The organism is Streptomyces sp. AA1529 (assembly GCF_000280905.1).
Lineage (GTDB): Bacteria > Actinomycetota > Actinomycetes > Streptomycetales > Streptomycetaceae > Streptomyces.
The window spans coordinates 127,042-145,633 of sequence record NZ_ALAP01000078.1 but is presented as its reverse complement, the minus strand read 5'-3'; the positions used below and the strand labels follow the sequence as shown (position 1 = coordinate 145,633).

Sequence of the window (18,592 nt, the reverse complement as noted above, 5' to 3'; positions counted from 1 at the left end):
TCCGGACCGTACCGGCGGGCCGGTCAGCCGGTCGGCCCCGACCCCTGCACGGCGTCGCTGACCACGTCCGGCTTGTTCGAGATGATGCCGTCCACCCCGGCGTCGGCGACCTTGCGGGCGGTCTCGGCGTCGTTCACGGTCCAGGTGAAGATCTCCATTCGCTTGTGGTGCGGCCCCTTGAGGGCGTGGACGGCCTTCACGTAGTCGGCGGTGGCATCGGCGTGGGTGGGGTTGATCTGGTCGGCGAACGCGGCGTAGTCCTTCAGCTCGGCCGCCTTGGGGGTGCCCAGGAAGCCGGTCTTCACCTCGGGGCGCTGCTGGTGCACCTTCTGCACCGCGCCCTTGTCGAAGCTCTGGACGATGAGCCTGCTCCTGGTGTGCCGGCGGTCCAGCCAGCCCTGCCGGTCGAGCTCGTCGAGGGTCTCGCGTTCGATGCCCGGGTAGAGCGCGGGGGACTTCAGCTCCAGCAGCAGGTCCTGCCCGTTCCTGGTGAGCCGGTCCAGGTATTCGCCCAGGGTGGGGATCCGCTCGCCGGCGAACTTGCTGTCCAGCCAGCTTCCGGCGTCCAGCGTCTTGATCTCCTTGAGCGTGAAGTCGGAGACCTTCCACGGGCTGCGGTCCGGGAAGCGCTGTTCGACGTCCGTGGTGCGGGAGAGCGTGGTGTCGTGGATGACCAGCAGCTTGCCGTCCTTGGTGCGCTGCACGTCGTTCTCGACCCAGTCGATGCCGAGATCGTGTGCCTTGTCGACCGCGGCCAGCGTGTTCTCCGGTGCGTAGGCGGACGCCCCGCGGTGGCCCACGGGGAGCGGGGAGCGGTGCGGCTTTCTGGAGTCGGAGGGGGACTGCTGCAGCTCCGGGTCGGGGTCCTCGTCGTCGCCGAAGCCCAGGAAACCGGAGAAGTCTACGACCGGATCCGGCGTCTGTCCCGCCGGGCGGGGTGAGGCCGCCGCGGAGGGCGTGGCGGTGAGGAAGAGCGCGCTCATACCCAGCAGCGCACCTGTGGCGGCAGCGGTCAGCGGGCGTATCGACATGCGGGACTCCTCGCTTGTACCTGCACGGACTGCCGAGACAGTTCCCGATGCGCAATACAACCAAGCCAGGACAAAGTGACGGGGTGCTGAACGGAGCGTGGTCAAGTCGCTGACCTGCGACGAAGGAAATTGGCAGCTATCTGCCAGTGGGGCGTAGTTTGCGCGCGGAACCCCGTTGTCAGTGCTGAGTCGTACCGTGGTGGACATGCGGCCCAACACCGAGATCGAACGCAAGGTGGCGCCCTTCGAGGTCGTCAGTCCGTACCGGCCCAGCGGCGACCAGCCGACCGCCATCGCGGAGCTCGCGCAGCGGGTCACCGCAGGTGAGAAGGATGTCGTACTGCTGGGTGCCACGGGCACCGGCAAGTCGGCCACCACAGCGTGGATGATCGAGAAGTTGCAGCGCCCGACGCTGGTGATGGCGCCGAACAAGACCCTGGCCGCACAGCTCGCGAACGAGTTCCGGGAGCTGCTGCCGAACAACGCGGTCGAGTACTTCGTCTCGTACTACGACTACTACCAGCCGGAGGCGTACGTCCCGCAGACGGACACCTACATCGAGAAGGACTCCTCGATCAACGAGGAGGTCGAACGGCTGCGCCACAGTGCGACGAACTCACTGCTCACCCGGCGTGACGTCGTGGTGGTCGCCTCCGTCTCCTGCATCTACGGCCTCGGCACCCCGCAGGAGTACGTCGACCGCATGGTGCCGCTGAAGGTCGGCGAGGAGATCGACCGGGACGCGCTGCTGCGGCGCTTCGTGGACATCCAGTACCAGCGCAACGACATGTCGTTCACCAGGGGCACCTTCCGGGTCCGCGGCGACACCGTCGAGATCTTCCCGGTGTACGAGGAGCTCGCGGTCCGCATCGAGATGTTCGGGGACGAGATCGAGGCCCTCTCCACCCTCCATCCGATCACCGGCGAGGTGATCACCGAGGACCGGGAGCTGTACGTCTTCCCCGCCTCGCACTACGTGGCCGGTCCGGAGCGGATGGAGCGCGCCGTCGCGGCCATCGAGGCCGAGCTGGCCGCGACGCTGGAGTCGATGGAGAAGCAGGGCAAGCTCCTGGAGGCCCAGCGGCTGCGGATGCGGACGACGTACGACATCGAGATGATGCGGCAGATCGGCACCTGCTCGGGAATCGAGAACTACTCGCTGCACATCGACGGCCGCGACCCCGGCACCGCGCCGCACACCCTGCTGGACTACTTCCCCGAGGACTTCCTGCTGGTCATCGACGAGTCGCACCAGACGGTCCCGCAGATCGGCGCCATGTACGAGGGCGACGCCGCCCGCAAGCGCACACTGATCGACCACGGCTTCCGCCTGCCCTCCGCGCTGGACAACCGGCCGCTGAAGTGGGAGGAGTTCCTGGAGCGCACCGACCAGACGGTCTATCTGTCGGCCACCCCCGGCCCCTACGAGCTGGCCCGCTCCGACGGCTATGTGGAACAGGTCATCCGCCCCACCGGGCTGGTCGACCCGGAGGTGGTCGTCAAGCCCACCGACGGGCAGATCGACGACCTGGTCCACGAGATCCGGCTGCGCGAGGAGCGCGACGAGCGGGTGCTGGTCACCACCCTCACCAAGAAGATGGCCGAGGATCTGACGGACTACTTCGTCGAACTGGGCATCCGGGTCCGCTACCTGCACAGCGACGTGGACACCCTGCGCCGCATCGAACTGCTGCGAGAGCTGCGCGCGGGCGAGTACGACGTGCTGGTCGGCATCAACCTGCTGCGGGAGGGGCTCGACCTGCCCGAGGTCTCCCTGGTGGCGATCCTGGACGCCGACAAGGAGGGCTTCCTGCGCTCCGGCACCTCGCTGATCCAGACGATCGGCCGTGCGGCGCGCAACGTCTCCGGCCAGGTCCATATGTACGCGGACAAGGTCACCCCCGGCATGCAGCGGGCGATCGAGGAGACCAACCGGCGCCGCGAGAAGCAGATCGCCTACAACCAGGAGCACGGCATCGATCCGGAGCCGCTGCGCAAGAAGATCGGCGACATCGTCGCGGACATCGCCCGCGAGGAGGTCGACACCGAGGCGCTGCTGGACACCGGTTACCGCCGGCGGGACGAGTCGGGCAAGGCCGGCAAGGGGAAGGCCCCCACCCCCGCACTGGGCAAGGGCAAGGGCGCCGGCTCCGGTGAGCTGACCGACCGGCCCGCCGCCGAACTCGCCCAGACCATCGAGGATCTGACCGAGCGGATGCGCGCCGCCGCCGCGGAGCTCCAGTTCGAGGTCGCCGCACGGCTGCGCGACGAGGTCGGGGAACTCAAGAAGGAGCTGCGCCAGATGAAGGAGGCCGGACTGAAGTAGCCGGGCACGGCGCCCGCGGCCGGGGCCCGCCGCGCGGAGTGTGTTGCAAGACCGACACAAGTCGCGGACGGCCTCCCGGGCGCTCCGCGCTCTTGCGTAGGGTGCTGAATCTGGTGGCCGTCGGCCTGTGGCGGCCCCGGTTCAGAGAGGGGACGCACGTGTCGGTCAACTTGTCCAAGGGCCAGGGCATCAGCCTGCAGAAGAGCGACGGGGCCAGCCTCACCGCGGTGCGCATGGGCCTGGGCTGGAAGGCCGCACCGCGGCGGGGGCTGTTCGGGAAGCGCACCAAGGAGATCGACCTCGACGCCTCGGCGGTGCTCTTCGCCGACAAGCAGCCCGTCGACGTCGTCTTCTTCCGCCATCTGGTGAGCGACGACGGCTCGGTCAAGCACACCGGTGACAACCTGGTGGGCGGGTCGGGCGAGGGCGGCGACGACGAGGCGATCCTGGTGGATCTGCAGCGCGTCCCGGTCCACATCGACCAGATCGTCTTCACGGTCAACTCGTTCACCGGCCAGACCTTCGCCGAGGTCGAGAACGCCTTCTGCCGCCTCGTCGACGAGACCACCGGCCAGGAGACGGCCCGCTACACGCTCACCGGCGGCGGCCAGTACACCGCGCAGATCATGGCGAAGGTCCACCGGCAGGGCAGCGGCTGGCAGATGACCGCCATCGGCGAGCCCGCCAACGGCCGTACCTTCCAGGACCTGATGCCGACGATCCTGCCGAAGCTGTGAGCTGTGCGCTGCCGCCGAGGCGGTGACCCCTCCGGTCCGCCCGGCGCGGTGACCCGTCCGGTCCCGCCGACGCGGTGACCGGTCCCGGACCGTCGATGCGACAGCCCCGGGCCCGCCCGAGCGGCAGCGGTCCCGGCCCGCGGGGGTCCCGGGCGGCCCCGTCCGCCGAGTACGAGAGCCGCAGGGGAGAGGCACGACGATGACGGCCGAGCTGGTCCGGGGGCAGAACCACCCGCTGCCCGGCACCCGGATGGAGATCCGGGTGACGGCGGGTACCCCGGTCGTCGCCGCGGCGACACTCAACGACGCGCAGGGGCGGATCCGCGGCGCCGAGTGGACTGCCCACCCGGCAGCCCCGCGGCTGCCCGGGGTCGAGGTTTCCCGCCGGGCGGCGGCGGTGCACCACCTGGCCCTCGACCCGGGGGCGTTGCCCCAGGGCGTCGAGCGGGTGAGCATCCTGCTGGCCCTGCCCGCCGGGCCGGGCGCTCCCCCGGGCTTCGCCGGCCTCCCCGCGCCTTTCCTCGCCGTCACCGGCCCGGACGGCACGGAGCTCGCCAGCTACACGGTGACGGGACTGGCCACCGAGTCCGCCGTCGTCGCCCTGGAGCTGTATCTGCGCCGGGGCGCATGGAAGGTGCGGGCTGTCGGACAGGGGTATGCGGACGGCCTCGCGGCCCTGTTCGCCGACCAGGGGCTGGCCGAGGCGCACACGCTGGCCGCCGCCGTCCAGGAGGCGGTCACCGCCGGCGCGGACGACGCGGTCGCACCCCCTCAGCAGAGCCCGGCCCCGCACGCCGCCGCATCCCGCGGTGCGGCCGGCGGCGCCTCCGCCGGGGGCCCGGTCGACTACCGCCATCCGCGCCGCGCCCCGGCGGCCACCGGCGCCGCGCCACCCGCGCCACCCGGGCCTGGACCGGGGACCGGGGAGGATGCGGGGGCGCAGCCGGTGGCGGGCGACGCCGCCGGCTGGTCGCTGGAGGAGCGGCTCCACAACCAGGTGTGGGGCATCTTCGAGGACCTGGCCCGCAGCGTGGCGGCCTACCGTTCGGCCGTCGACTTCGCCGACGCGCGCAGGGAGCGCGAACTGGACGGGGTGCTCGCCGATCCGCAGGCCCGGGTCGGCGCTGCCGCGGCGGAGGCCCGTGCCCGGGCCGAGGCCAGGCACAGCACGCTGGTGGAGCAGGCCCGTGCCGTACTGGAGCGGGACGCGGCGCAGCTCGAGGCCGAGGCGGAGGTGGTCGAGCCGGCCCTGCCGCCTGCGATGGCCCGCTGGGACAACCCTGTCTGGCACGCCTACCGGCCGCCCACCGAGCGTCCCCTGGCGCTCCGGGTGGGCGATGTGAGCCTCCCGGAGCGCGCCGGGCTGCGGGTTCCCCTGCTGGTGCGGCTGCCGCTGGAGCGGGGCCTGTGGATCGACAGCGGCCGCCCGCGGAGCCGGGAGGCGGGAGCGGCGGACGCGGACGAGCTGCGTCACCTCGCGCGGACGACCGCCGCCGCACTGGCCGCCCGCGTCCTGGCCGTGCATCCGCCGGGCGAGGTGACCCTCCGGATCATCGACCCTGCGGGCGCCGCGGCCACCGCGCTCCTTCCGCTGGTGGAGTCGGGCGTACTGGCGGATCCGCCCGCCGCGGGCGCCTCCGGTGTCGCCCGCACCCTGGAGCGGCTGACGCAGCGGGTCGACCTCGTCCGGATGGCGGTGCGCAGCGGGGCGACCGACGCGCTTCCGCCCGACCTGGACCTGGCCGACCAGCTCCTGGTCGTCCACGACTTCCCGCACGGCTTCGACGACCGGGCCGTCAACCAGTTGCGCTACCTCGCGGACGAGGGGCCCGCGGTCGGCGTCAGCCTGCTGCTGGTGGCCGACCGGGACGAGGCGCGCGGCTTCGGGCCGCTGCTCGATCCGCTGTGGCGCTCGCTGCTGCGGCTGACCCCGGTCCCGGACGACCATCTGGCCGATCCGTGGGTGGGCCACGCCTGGACGTACGAGCCGCTGCGGGTGCCCGCCGGCAGCCGGGTCGTGCCGCAGGTGCTGCGGCATGCCGCAGCCGCGCGCCGCACGGCCGGCGGCTGAGAACCGCTCCCTCCGTTCCCCGAGCCCGGGAGTGGAATCCCGCACCCGGGAGACCGGGCCCGACTGTGCCCGACTGTGCCCGACCGCGCCCCCGACCGCCTTGGCGGGGCGGGGCGCGGGGCCTGCCCGACCATACTCTTTACCTTTACATGGTTTTACTTTACTCTCTCTTGTATCGGAGGGGAGTATTCCCAGCCATGCGGTGATCCCGTCAGTACGGGCCGGACAGGACGGCCCCGGGGCACCGGCCCGGCCCGCTGCGGGCGGCGGCCCCGGGTGGAAGAGACCTCCGGCCCATGCTCGAATGCAAGCCGGAGGATCACGCATGGACATATCCATGACCACCTGGGCGCTGACCATCGTCGGTCTGTCCGCCCTCATCGCGGTGGACTTCTTCATCGGCGGCCGCAAGCCGCACGAGGTCTCCCTCAAGGAGGCGGGCATCTGGACGACCGTCTGGATCGTCCTCGCCGCACTCTTCGGACTCGGCCTCTTCCTGTTCGGGAACGGCCAGGCATCCGGCGAGTTCTTCGCGGGCTTCATCACCGAGAAGTCGCTGAGCGTCGACAACCTCTTCGTCTTCGTGCTGATCATGGCGAAGTTCGCGGTGCCGTCGATCTACCAGCAGCGGGTGCTGATGGTCGGCGTGCTCATCGCGCTGGTGCTGCGCGGTGCCTTCATCGCCGCCGGGGCCGCGATCATCTCCACCTTCTCCTGGGTCTTCTTCCTCTTCGGCGCCTTTCTGATCTGGACGGCGTGGAAGCTCGTCCAGGAGGCCCGCTCCGGTGACGACGAGGAGGAGTTCGAGGAGAACCGGCTGCTCAAGGCCGTCGAGCGGCGCTTTCCCTCGACGGACAAGTACCACGGCACCAAGCTGTTCGTCGTCGAGAACGGCAAGCGGCTGATGACACCCATGCTGATCGTCATGCTGGCGATCGGCACCACGGACGTGCTGTTCGCGCTGGACTCCATCCCGGCGATCTTCGGCCTCACCCAGGACCCGTACATCGTCTTCACCGCCAACGCGTTCGCCCTGATGGGGCTGCGGCAGCTCTACTTCCTGATCGGCGGCCTGCTGCAGAAGCTGGTACACCTCTCCTACGGGCTCTCGATCATCCTCGGCTTCATCGGCGTCAAGCTGGTGCTGCACGCGCTGCACGAGAGCGGGGTCCACGTTCCGGAGATCAGCATCCCGGTGTCGCTCGGCGTCATCTGCGCCGTGCTGATCATCACGACGATCACCTCGCTGGCGGCCTCCCGCAAGCAGGCACGGGCCGCGGCCGACGCCGAGCGCGACGAGCGGACCCGTACCGGTTCCTGACCTCCGGGCCCCTGACCGGTCACCGGTCTCCGGGCCCCTGACCGGTCACCGGACTCCGGTCACTGACCGGCCTCCGGCAGCGCCGGAGCCCCCGTCCCCCGGCCCCGCCCCACCACTCCTTCCGGTAGGGGGCGGGGCCGGGACCGCGCCGGGAGCCTGCGGCCGCCGGATCAGCGGCCGACGGTCACCCGCTGTGCCGCCCGCTCCCCGTTTACCAGCACCGCAAGGGTGACCGTGCCCGGTCTGCGCCCGGTCAGGGTGCCGTCCGCCGGATCGTAGGAGGCCACACAGCGTCCGCGGGGCACCGCGCCCTTCACACACAGCCCCGGTGAGCCGGGCCAGTCGGCGCTCACCGGCCAGCCGACCGGAACCCGGCGCGCTGCCGGTCCGCTGCCCTGCCGGACGGTCGCCGACGCGGTGGCCTGCCCGCCCACCGCGAGCCGCTCGGGCGCGTCCAGCAGCAGTGCGTCCACATGGGCCCGGGTCTGCACCGAGAGCCAGTCCCCGTCGCGCGGCCGCCCCTGGTCCACACCCAGCAGCGACCAGCCGGTGAAGCCCCCCGCGCCCGGCGGAGCGGCCGGTGCCTTGGCCGAGTTCCCGTTCACCAGATACGGCACCCCGTCCACCCGGGAGGCGTCGAAGACGCCGACATGCCCCGCCACCAGGGCCGCGCCCTTGCCCGAACGGGACCGGAAGTCGGCCAGCCAGCCCTCCAGCAGATCGGCCTCCATCCGGTCCGTGAGCCGGCTGGCCCGCGCCGGGGTGGGGTCGCGCGGCGGTACGTGCTCGATGACGGCGACGGAGTCGATGCCGCGGTCCCGGGCGGCCGCGTCCAACTGCCGACGCAGCTCCCGGAACTGGGCGAAGCCGCCGCCCCGCACCGTCAGCGACGAGGTGTCCAGGGTGATGAACCGGGTGCCGCGGTGGTCGAAGGTGCGTTGCGCGGGTCCGAACTCCTGGACGAAGTGGTCGATCGAACCGCCCATCACCTCGTGGTTGCCCGGCACGTAGTACCAGTCGACCGCGTCCCCCAACTCCTCCTCCAGCACCGTGCGCGCGAACGCCAGATCCGCCGGGGTGCCCTCGTCCACCAGATCCCCGTCGACGATCAGGAAATCGGGCCGGGCGGCCCGGATCTCGCGCAGGGTCCGGCGTGCCTGCCGCACGGCCTCGCTGTCCGGATCGCGCGCGACGAACTGCGCGTCCGACAGCACCGCGAACCGCCAGTCGCGCCCGGCGGTGTCGGCGGCCGTGGAGATCAGCGGATCGTGCGGGCGCCCGGTCTCCGGCAGGTCGATGTCCGGCGGCGTCCTGGCGACCAGTTCGTCCAGCACCACCGAACCCTCGTACTGCGCGGCGGGCCGGGTCTCGGCCAGGTAGAAGCGGTGCAGCGTGAGCGGATAGGCCACTCCTTCGGGGACCTCGAAGGTGACCTGGCGCCAGTCCCGCCACTCCACCAGCGGGCCGCGCAGCACCTGGTCGGTGCCCGCCGCGTCCTTGAGGTGCAGCGAGGGCCAGGCACCCGAGCCGTCCCCTCTGATCCACAGGGTGAAGCTGCGCGGCTGCCCGGGGATCTCCCGCTCGGCGGGCGGGTTCGCGTAGGCGGCACGGGTGGCCGTGGAACGGGTGAAGTCGTAGCTGAGCTCGAGCCCGCCGCCGTCCTTGCCGCTCGGTTCGGGAGCCACCGAGCCGGTGGCGCGGGCCGCGCTGAACGTCCAGTCGGACGCGTCGCCGAAGTCGGCCACCGGCTGCTCGCGCAGCCCCACGGTGACGGCCACCCGGGTCGTGTGCCCCCGTACCGTCACGGTCACCGTGCCGGACGCGGACTCCTGCCCGGAGCGGGTCCTGACGGTGAACCTGCCGTCGGCGGCGTCCTCGTCCGCGGTGACCGAGAAGAGCGCGTGGTCGTAGGACAGCCGCGCGTCCGCGGGCTCGACGGGTGCGCTGTTGCCCTCCGCGTCGTATCCGACCAGCCCGAACGATCCGTCGGCGGCGCCGTCGGCCAGACCCACCCGGTCCGTGGTGGCGCGGACCCGCTCCAGCGGCCCCAGGACCCGCAGCTTCGTGGTGCCCTCGGCGGCGCCGGCCCGGGCGGTGACCGAGGTGCTGCCCGTCCGGCGGGCCCGGAAGACGCCCTGCGCGTCCACCCGGCCGACGTCCGGCCGCGCGGCCCGCCACCGGGGGCGCGGTGCACCCTGTGCCGGGCCGTAGGTCTCGTCGTACGGGGCGGCGGTCAGCGACCGGGTCAGCCCGGGGAAGACGCGGTCGGGGTGGCCGCCCGGCACGGTGTCGGCCGTGGCCGCCTCGCGCGGGTCGAGAGCCGTCTCCACCCAGAAGCCGGACAGCCGCCCCGACCCCTTCGGCGCCGTCAGCGCCAGCGCGTCCGCGACCTCGCGCTGCTCGCCGTCGGAGGGCGCGTTCTCCAACCGGAGCGCGGTGCCGCCCGGCTTCCGGGCCAGCAGTGTGGAGGAGCCGCCGCCGTCCAGGTTGAGGGCGTTGTAGGCGCCCAGCTTCTTCATCATCCGGGCGAGTTCGGTCAGCGTCACCCCGCCCGAGGCCGCCTGCCTGCCGTCCACCGTCAGCACGTGCATCGTGCCGCCGTCCTCGGAGAAGCCCACGGCGGTGCGCGGCGCCGCCGCGTTGTTCGGCCTGCCGTCCCAGTTCTGCGGAGTACCGTCCTCGACCAGCACGCCGCGTCCGCCGACCGCCGTGCGCGGCAGCGGGGAGCCGTCGTCGGTGCGCATCCGGTAGGCCACCTCGACCGGGTCGCCCGGGTGCAGCGCGGCGAGCCGCTCGGCGCCGTCGCCCCGGCCCAGCAGGACGTTCACCCCTTCCGGGATCGCGCCCCTGCCGGGCTTCCGGGCCACCGAGGTGACGTCGCCGTCCCGCACGGCCACCTCGGTGACCTCGGGATCCTGGTCGACCGTCAGCGCCCGGTCGGCGTCGCCCCAGTCCGCGTCGTACAGCCCGATGCCGTCCTCCGCGACATCGGCGGCGTCCCTCCCGGCGAGCGGCACGTCGCCCGCCGGGAGGGTGACCGTGCCCTCGAAGTACAGGTCCAGGATGCGGCCCGCCGCGTCCGGCCCGATGCCGACCGCCTCGGAGACCCCGGGCGCGGGGGAGTGGACGGGCTTGCCGTCGCGGACGCCGGGGCCGAGTGGGGCGCCGGTCTCGTTGATGTCGAAGAAGTCGGCGTTGAGCGCCGCGATGGTGCGGCGGCCCGGCCCGGGATCGTGCTCCGCGGCCAGGTCGCCGACGGTCCGGCGTTCGGTGACCTGGCCCGAGGAGAGGTAGTCGGCACTCGTGCCCGTCCGGGCCCGGCCCAGGTCGAGGGTGAGCGCGTCCGCGCGCAGCCAGCTGTCCGGTTCGAGCCGGTCGAAGGAGGTGAGCCGCGCACCCGGCGCGAGGGGCCGGGTGGTGCGGGAGAGTTCCATGCCGCCGCCGGCCGGCCCGGGGGCGGCCCGGTCTCCGGCGCTTTCGGCCGCGGCCGGCCGGGAGGTGTGCTGCTCCACCGCGGCCCGGGCCGGGCCGGCCGACAGCAGACCGGCCAGCAGCGCGGCGGCGGTCGCCACCGGGAGCAGCGGAGCGGTGAGTCTTGCGCGAGCGTGGACTTTTCTCACAACGTCCCCCACAAAGACCAGTGTTCTCGGCACTTTCTGCGCACAGTGCCGCACAGGGTCCCAAGGGGGACCGGTCCACACCAGAGGTGCGGAGCGAAGTCGGGGGAAACGCCGCGTATCTTCCACCGGTCGGCCGCAGGGTTCCGCGCCCGGCCGGGCCCGTTCGCGCCACGAGCGGCTCAGCCCGCGACGAGCTTCCCCTGCTCCACCTTCACCGGTACCGCAGGCAGCGCCTCGGTGGCGGGACCCTGTGCGACCTTCCCCGAGTCCACGTGGAAGCGGCTCCCGTGCAGCGGGCAGACCGCCACCTCGCCGTCGATCTCGCCCAGGACACTGCCCTGGTGGGTGCAGATCGCGCTGAATCCCTTGAAGTCGCCCTTCTCGGGCTGGGCGACCAGCACTTTCTGCTCGGCGTACAGCTTCGCACCACCCACCGGTACGGCTTCCGCGTCGCCCAGCTCGACCGGCTCGTCCGGGCCGGACCCCGACGTGCCGTTCCCGGAGTCACCGGCGCACCCGGCGGCGGTCAGTCCCAGTGCGGCCAGCGCGGCCCCGCACAGTACGGTGCGGCGCGTGGCCGGCGATTCCTTGCTCGTCGTCACGCGCCGCACTCTACGTCCGGCCCGCCGCCCCGCGCACCCGGCCGCCGGGCGCCCGGCACGGCCGCACACCGGGTCAGGACTTGCGGGCGGCCTTCCTGGCGGTGGCCTTCTTCGCGGGTGCCTTCTTGGCGGCCGGCTTCTTCGCGGCGGTCTTCTTGGCGGCCGGCTTCCTGGCCGGCGCCTTGCCCGCCGCGGGCCTCGCCGGCACGGACGCGTCGCTGACCCGGTCGCCCAGCACGTCGCGGAGGAACTTCCCGGTGTGGCTGGCGGGCTCCGCCGCGACCTGCTCCGGGGTGCCCTCGGCGACCACCAGGCCACCGCCGTTGCCGCCCTCCGGGCCGAGGTCGACGACCCAGTCCGCGGTCTTGATGACATCGAGGTTGTGCTCGATCACCATCACCGAGTTGCCCTTGTCCACCAGACCCTCCAGGACGCCGATCAGCTTCCTGATGTCCTCGAAGTGGAGGCCGGTCGTCGGCTCGTCCAGGACGTAGACGGTCCGTCCGGTGGAGCGCTTCTGCAGCTCGCTGGCGAGCTTCACCCGCTGCGCCTCACCGCCCGAGAGGGTCGGTGCGGACTGCCCGAGCCGCACATAGCCCAGGCCGACGTCGTTGAGCGTCCGCAGATGGCGGGCGATGCCGGGCACCGCCTCGAAGAAGTCCAGGGCCTGCTCGATGGGCATGTCCAGGACCTCGGCGATGTTCTTGCCCTTGAAGTGCACCTCCAGGGTCTCCCGGTTGTAGCGCGCACCGTGGCAGACCTCGCAGGGGACGTACACGTCCGGCAGGAAGTTCATCTCGATCTTGATGGTGCCGTCGCCGGCGCAGTTCTCGCAGCGGCCCCCCTTGACGTTGAAGGAGAACCGGCCCTGCTGGTAGCCGCGCACCTTCGCCTCGGTCGTCTCGGCGAACAGCTTGCGCACGTGGTCGAAGACGCCGGTGTAGGTGGCCGGGTTGGACCGCGGGGTCCGGCCGATGGGCGACTGGTCGACGTGCACGACCTTGTCCACGAGGTCGTCCCCCTCGACCCGGGTGTGCCGGCCGGGGACCGCCTTGGCGCCGTTCAGCTCGCGGGCGAGATGCGTGTAGAGGATGTCGTTGACCAGCGTCGACTTCCCGGAGCCCGAGACGCCCGTGATGGCGGTCAGCACGCCGAGCGGGAAGGAGACGTCGACGTCGCGCAGGTTGTTCTCCCGCGCCCCGCGGACGGTCAACTGCCGAGCGGGGTCGGCGGGGCGGCGCACCTCGGGGGTGGGGATCTCGCGCTTGCCGGTCAGATAGTCGCCGGTCACGGAGTCCTCGTTGGCCAGCAGCTCCTTCAACGGTCCGCTGTGCACCACCTTGCCGCCGTGCTCGCCCGCGCCCGGACCGATGTCCACCACCCAGTCGGCCGCCTTGATGGTGTCCTCGTCGTGCTCCACGACGATGAGGGTGTTGCCCAGGTCGCGCAGCCGCACCAGGGTCTCGATCAGCCGGTGGTTGTCGCGCTGGTGCAGCCCGATGGACGGCTCGTCCAGCACGTACAGCACCCCGACCAGTCCGGAGCCGATCTGGGTGGCGAGCCGGATGCGCTGCGCCTCCCCGCCGGAGAGGGTGCCTGCGGCCCGGTTGAGCGTCAGGTAGTCCAGGCCGACGTCCACCAGGAAGCGCAGCCGCTCGTTGACCTCCTTGAGCACCCGCTCGGCGATCTGCTTGTCGCGCCCGGTCAGGGTCAGCTCGCGCAGGAAGTCGGCGCACTCGGTGATCGACATCGCGGAGACCTCCGCGATGGACTTGTTCTGCACGGTGACGGCCAGCACCAGCGGCTTGAGCCGGGTGCCCTCGCAGGCGGGGCAGTTCACCTCGCGCATGTAGCCCTCGAAGCGCTCCCGGCTGCTGTCGGTCTCCGCCTCGGAGTGCCGCCGCCTCACGAACGGGACCACGCCCTCGAAGGCGGTCGTGTAGGCGCGCTCGCGGCCGTACCGGTTGCGGTACCGGACCTCGACCTGGGTCTTGTGGCCGTGCAGCAGGGCCTTCTTGGCGCGGGCCGGGAGGCCCGCCCACGGGATGTCGGTGCGGAAGCCGAGCGCGTCGGCCAGCGCGCCGATCAGCCGGCCGAAGTACTCCTTGGTGTGGCCGTGCGACCACGGGTGCAGCGCACCCTCGTCCAGCGACTTGTCCTCGTCCGGGACGATCAGCTCCGGGTCGACCTCCATCCGGGTGCCGATGCCGGTGCACACCTGGCAGGCGCCGAAGGGCGAGTTGAAGGAGAAGGAGCGCGGCTCCAGCTCCTCGAAGGAGAGGTCGTCGTAGGGGCAGTACAGATGCTCGGAGTACATCCGCTCGCGCTGCGGGTCGTCCGGCTCCAGGTCGACGAAGTCGAGAATGATCATGCCGCCGGAGAGGCCGAGCGCCGTCTCCACCGAATCGGTGAGCCGCCGCTTGGCGCTGCCCTTGACGGTCAGGCGGTCGACGACCACCTCGATCGTGTGCTTCTCCTGCTTCTTCAGCTTCGGCGGCTCGGACAGCTGGACGGTCCGCCCGTCGACCCGGGCGCGGCTGTAGCCCTTGGTCTGCAGTTCGTTGAAGAGGTCGACGAACTCGCCCTTGCGCTCGCGCACCAGCGGCGAGAGCACCTGGAAGCGGCTGCCCTCCTCCAGGCCGAGCACCTTGTCCACGATGGCCTGCGGCGACTGGCGGGCGATCGGGCGGCCGCAGACGGGGCAGTGCGGCTTGCCGATCCGGGCGTAGAGCAGCCGCAGGTAGTCGTAGACCTCGGTGATGGTGCCGACTGTCGACCGCGGGTTGCGCGAGGTCGACTTCTGGTCGATGGAGACGGCGGGGGAGAGCCCCTCGATGAAGTCCACGTCGGGCTTGTCCATCTGCCCGAGGAACTGCCGTGCGTAGGCGGAGAGCGACTCCACGTAGCGCCGCTGGCCCTCCGCGAAGATCGTGTCGAAGGCGAGCGAGGACTTGCCCGAGCCCGAGAGCCCCGTGAAGACGATGAGCGAGTCGCGGGGGAGGTCTATCGAGACGTTGCGGAGGTTGTGCTCGCGAGCGCCACGGACGAGAAGACGGTCGGCCACGCCTGTTGGCACCTTTCGTGTGGGAAGGGGGAGCCCGCGTCGAGCGGGAGTCCCCGACCAAGAGTAGGACGGCGCCGCCCGGAGTGTCGTTCGCCTCGGGTTCGGGAGCCGGGCTCGACCATATAGCACGTTCATTCGAATCGCGGCGGATCCGGCTGTCTTCCCCTCGAACGAGGGACGCCAGTAGCTTTGGATCATGACCACGCCTGCGACCACGCCCGTCCACGACACCGAACTCCTGCGGAGTGCGACCGGTCACCTGCTCGCCGCTGCCGCCGGGCTGACCGCGGCCGGGGCGGCCGAGCCCTCCCACCTCCCCGGCTGGACCCGCGCCCATGTGCTCACCCACCTCGCCCGGAACGCCGACGCGCTCGTCAACGTGCTCGCGGGCGAACCCATGTACGCCAGCGCCGAGGCCCGCGACGCGGACATCGCGCACGGGGCCGGCCGCTCCCCCGAGGCGCTCGCCGACGACGTGCGCACCAGCGCGGCCCGCCTGGAGCGCGCCTTCGCGGCCCTCGGCGACGAGGAGTGGAACCGCACCGTCACCCTCCGCAACGGTGTGACGGACCTCGCCTCCTCGCTGCCCTTCCGCCGCTGGATCGAGATCGAGCTGCACCACGTGGACCTCGCGGTCGGCTACACGCTGGAGGACCTGCCGGGCGCCTTCGTGGACCGCGAGCTGGCCAACATGGCCCGCCGCTTCGCCGGACACCCCGACCTCCCCGTCGCCGTCGAGCTGCGCGCGGAGGACGGCAGGAGCTGGCGTACCGGCGCCGCGGAACCGGGCGCCGAGGGCCCCTTCGTCGTCGCCGGGAGCCCCGTCGCGCTGGTCGGCTGGCTGACCGGCCGGACGAACGGCAGCGGCCTCTCGGCGCGGGGTTCGCTGCCCGCACTGCCCGCGCTCTAGGGTTGGCGCATGCCTTACAGCGGAACGGTACAGGTCGGCGGCCCCGCGGACGTGCACGAGCTGCGGGACCTGATGATCTCCAAGGTCGCCGTCGGCCCCATGGACAACAACGCGTACCTGCTGCGCTGCCGGGCCACCGGCGAGCAGCTCCTGATCGACGCCGCGAACGACGCGGGCACCCTGCTGGAGCTCATCGGTGACGACGGCATCGCCTCGGTCGTCACCACGCACCGGCACGGCGACCACTGGCAGGCGCTCGCGGAGGTGGTGGACGCCACCGGAGCCCGCACCTGCGCCGGCCGGTACGACGCGGAGGGCATCCCGGTCCCCACGGACGTGCCGCTGGAGGACGGCGACACGCTGCGGGTGGGCGAGGTCGAGCTGACCGCGCGCCATCTGACCGGGCACACCCCCGGCTCGATCGCCCTGGTCTACGACGACCCGAGCGGCCACCCGCACCTGTTCACCGGCGACTGCCTCTTCCCCGGCGGGGTGGGCAACACCTTCGGCGACGCGGACAACTTCGTCCGGCTCATCGACGACGTGGAGACCAAGCTGTTCGCCCAACTCCCCGACGAGACCTGGGTCTACCCCGGCCACGGCGGGGACACGACGCTGGGCGCCGAGCGCCCGCAGCTGACCGAGTGGCGCGAGCGCGGCTGGTAGCCCGCGCGGCGGTGCCGGGACGGGCGCCCGGCACCGCCGCCGCACGCCCGTCCCCGGCAGCCGCGCGCTGATCGCTGTCACCCGGCGCCAGTAGGGTGGGTCACATGGCAGACCCCTCCACCTACCGTCCCAAACCGGGAGAGATCCCCGACTCGCCCGGGGTCTACCGCTTCCGCGACGAGCACCGCCGGGTGATCTACGTCGGCAAGGCCAAGAGCCTGCGCCAGCGGCTCAACAACTACTTCCAGGACCTCGCCGGACTGCACCCGCGCACCCGCACGATGGTCACGACGGCCGCCTCCGTCGAGTGGACCGTGGTCGGGACCGAGGTGGAGGCCCTCCAGCTCGAGTACACCTGGATCCAGGAGTTCGCGCCCCGGTTCAACGTCAAGTACCGCGACGACAAGAGCTATCCGTCGCTCGCGGTGACGATGAACGAGGAGTTCCCCCGCGTCCAGGTGATGCGCGGCCCCAAGAAGAAGGGCGTGCGCTACTTCGGCCCGTACGGGCAGGCCTGGGCCATCCGCGAGACGGTCGACCTGATGCTGCGGGTCTTCCCCGTGCGCACCTGCTCGGCGGGCGTCTTCAAGCGGTCGGCGCAGATCGGCCGGCCCTGCCTGCTCGGCTACATCGGCAAGTGCTCGGCGCCCTGCGTGGGCCGGGTCGGTCCCGAGGAGCACCGCGAACTCGCCGAGGAGTTCTGCGACTTCATGGCCGGGCACACCGGTTCCCACCTGCGCCGGCTGGAGCGGCGGATGCAGGAGGCGGCCGAGGAGCTGGAGTACGAGCGGGCGGCGCGGCTGCGCGACGACATCGACGCGCTCAAGCGCGCCATGGAGAAGAACGCGGTCGTGCTCGCCGACGCCACCGACGCCGACCTGATCGCGGTGGCCGAGGACGAGCTGGAGGCGGCCGTCCAGATCTTCCACGTCCGCGGCGGCCGGGTGCGCGGCCAGCGCGGCTGGGTCACCGACAAGGTCGAGGCCGTCGGCACCGCCGAGCTGGTCGAACACGCGCTGCAGCAGCTCTACGGCGCCGAGCAGGGCGACGCGGCCACCGGCGGCGGCAGCGGCGGTGTGCCCAAGGAGGTGCTGGTCCCGGCGCTGCCCGAGCCGGCCGGACCGATAGCGCAGTGGCTCTCCGAGCGCCGTGGGGCGCAGGTGAGCCTGCGGGTGCCGCAGCGCGGCGACAAGCGGGCTCTGATGGAGACGGTCGACCGCAACGCGCAGCACGCCCTGGTGCTGCACAAGACCAAGCGCGCCTCGGACCTGACCACCCGCTCGCGGGCCCTGGAGGAGATCGCCGAGGCGCTCGACCTGGACTCGGCGCCGCTGCGCGTCGAGTGCTTCGACATCTCGCACCTGCAGGGCGACGACGTGGTGGCCTCCATGGTGGTCTTCGAGGACGGGCTGGCGCGGAAGAGCGAGTACCGCCGTTTCCAGATCAAGTCCTTCGCGGGCCAGGACGACGTGCGCGCCATGCACGAGGTCGTCAGCCGCCGCTTCCGCCGCTACCTGGTGGAGAAGCAGCGGACCGGCGAGTGGCCGGACGAGGAGCTCGGCGGCGAGCTGGAGTCCGGGCCCGTCCCGGAGCCGTCCGGGGGCGACGCGGCCGTAGCCGGGCCGCCCGGGGGAGCGGAGCCGGCGGCCGCGCGGCAGCCGGCCCGGGGGACCGGCCGGGACGAGGACGGCCGCCCCAAGAAGTTCGCCTACCCTCCGCAACTGATCGTGGTCGACGGTGGCCAACCGCAGGTGGCGGCCGCACAGGCGGCACTCGAGGAGCTCGGCATCGACGACGTCGCCGTCTGCGGCCTGGCCAAGCGGCTGGAGGAGGTCTGGCTGCCGGGCGAGAGCGACCCGGTGGTGCTGCCGCGCAGCAGCGAGGGCCTCTACCTGCTGCAGCGCGTCCGTGACGAGGCGCACCGCTTCGCGATCCGCTACCAGCGGGGCAAGCGCGGCAAGCGGCTGCGCGGCAGCCCGCTGGACGCGGTCCCCGGACTGGGCGAGACCCGCAAGAAGGCCCTGCTCAAGCACTTCGGCTCGGTCAAGAAGCTGCGGGCGGCCTCGGTGGAGGAGATCTCCCAGGTCCCGGGGGTGGGCCGGAAGACGGCGGAGGCGGTGGCGGCGGCGCTCTCCGGCGCCGCCGCCGGCCCGGCGGTGAACACCGCGACCGGTGAGATCGTTGAAGATGAGTGAAATGTGGCGCCGAGACCGCCATCGGTACGAAGATCGACACATCGGGGGA

The 18,592-nt window shown here is 72.1% G+C and carries 11 protein-coding genes; 7 read left to right on the top strand and 4 right to left on the bottom strand.

Annotated features, from left to right (window positions below):
* Positions 1 to 23 precede the first annotated feature (23 nt).
* Complete coding sequence (locus A949_RS0122905) at positions 24 to 1,031, bottom strand: glycerophosphodiester phosphodiesterase (RefSeq protein ID WP_019358372.1); 1,008 nt, start codon at positions 1,029 to 1,031, stop codon at positions 24 to 26.
* A gap of 205 nt (positions 1,032 to 1,236) precedes the next feature.
* On the opposite strand from A949_RS0122905, the gene uvrB reads away from it, so the two are divergent.
* The 4 genes from uvrB to A949_RS0122885 all read left to right on the top strand — a co-directional run bounded on the left by uvrB (position 1,237) and on the right by A949_RS0122885 (position 7,486).
* Positions 1,237 to 3,357: an excinuclease ABC subunit UvrB gene (gene uvrB / locus A949_RS0122900; RefSeq protein WP_026004937.1), complete on the top strand. Its 2,121-nt coding sequence runs from the start codon at positions 1,237 to 1,239 to the stop codon at positions 3,355 to 3,357.
* A 158-nt stretch (positions 3,358 to 3,515) separates the two neighbouring features.
* Positions 3,516 to 4,094: a TerD family protein gene (locus A949_RS0122895; protein WP_026004936.1), complete on the top strand. Its 579-nt coding sequence runs from the start codon at positions 3,516 to 3,518 to the stop codon at positions 4,092 to 4,094.
* Positions 4,095 to 4,293: 199 nt separating this feature from the next.
* The gene (locus A949_RS0122890) at positions 4,294 to 6,165 is read left to right on the top strand and encodes a TerD family protein (RefSeq protein ID WP_019358369.1); all 1,872 of its coding nucleotides are present in this window, start codon (positions 4,294 to 4,296) and stop codon (positions 6,163 to 6,165) included.
* Positions 6,166 to 6,490: 325 nt separating this feature from the next.
* Positions 6,491 to 7,486, top strand: a complete 996-nt coding sequence (locus tag A949_RS0122885; RefSeq protein ID WP_037707275.1) for a TerC family protein — start codon at positions 6,491 to 6,493, stop codon at positions 7,484 to 7,486.
* Positions 7,487 to 7,656: 170 nt separating this feature from the next.
* Here A949_RS0122885 and A949_RS0122880 read toward each other — a convergent pair whose 3' ends face one another.
* The 3 genes from A949_RS0122880 to uvrA form a co-directional block, all read right to left on the bottom strand.
* A complete protein-coding gene (locus A949_RS0122880; RefSeq protein WP_019358367.1) occupies positions 7,657 to 11,058 on the bottom strand; it encodes a phosphodiester glycosidase family protein in 3,402 nt (1,133 codons plus the stop codon).
* A gap of 227 nt (positions 11,059 to 11,285) precedes the next feature.
* Positions 11,286 to 11,717 carry a Rieske (2Fe-2S) protein gene (locus A949_RS0122875; protein ID WP_019358366.1) on the bottom strand — a complete coding sequence of 144 codons (432 nt, stop codon included), beginning with the start codon at positions 11,715 to 11,717 and terminating at the stop codon, positions 11,286 to 11,288.
* Between the two features lie 64 nt (positions 11,718 to 11,781).
* Positions 11,782 to 14,772, bottom strand: coding sequence for an excinuclease ABC subunit UvrA (gene uvrA, locus A949_RS0122870; protein ID WP_019358365.1), 2,991 nt, complete (start codon positions 14,770 to 14,772; stop codon positions 11,782 to 11,784).
* Positions 14,773 to 14,968: 196 nt separating this feature from the next.
* Here uvrA and A949_RS0122865 point away from each other — a divergent pair, with 196 nt between their 5' ends.
* From A949_RS0122865 to uvrC, 3 genes are all read left to right on the top strand, one after another.
* The gene (locus A949_RS0122865) at positions 14,969 to 15,682 is read left to right on the top strand and encodes a maleylpyruvate isomerase family mycothiol-dependent enzyme (RefSeq protein WP_019358364.1); all 714 of its coding nucleotides are present in this window, start codon (positions 14,969 to 14,971) and stop codon (positions 15,680 to 15,682) included.
* A 9-nt stretch (positions 15,683 to 15,691) separates the two neighbouring features.
* Complete coding sequence (locus A949_RS0122860; RefSeq protein WP_019358363.1) at positions 15,692 to 16,348, top strand: MBL fold metallo-hydrolase; 657 nt, start codon at positions 15,692 to 15,694, stop codon at positions 16,346 to 16,348.
* 104 nt (positions 16,349 to 16,452) lie between these two features.
* Positions 16,453 to 18,543 (top strand): excinuclease ABC subunit UvrC, encoded by a 2,091-nt coding sequence (gene uvrC, locus A949_RS0122855; RefSeq protein WP_019358362.1) that lies wholly within the window; start codon positions 16,453 to 16,455, stop codon positions 18,541 to 18,543.
* The last annotated feature ends 49 nt before the right edge of the window (positions 18,544 to 18,592 follow it).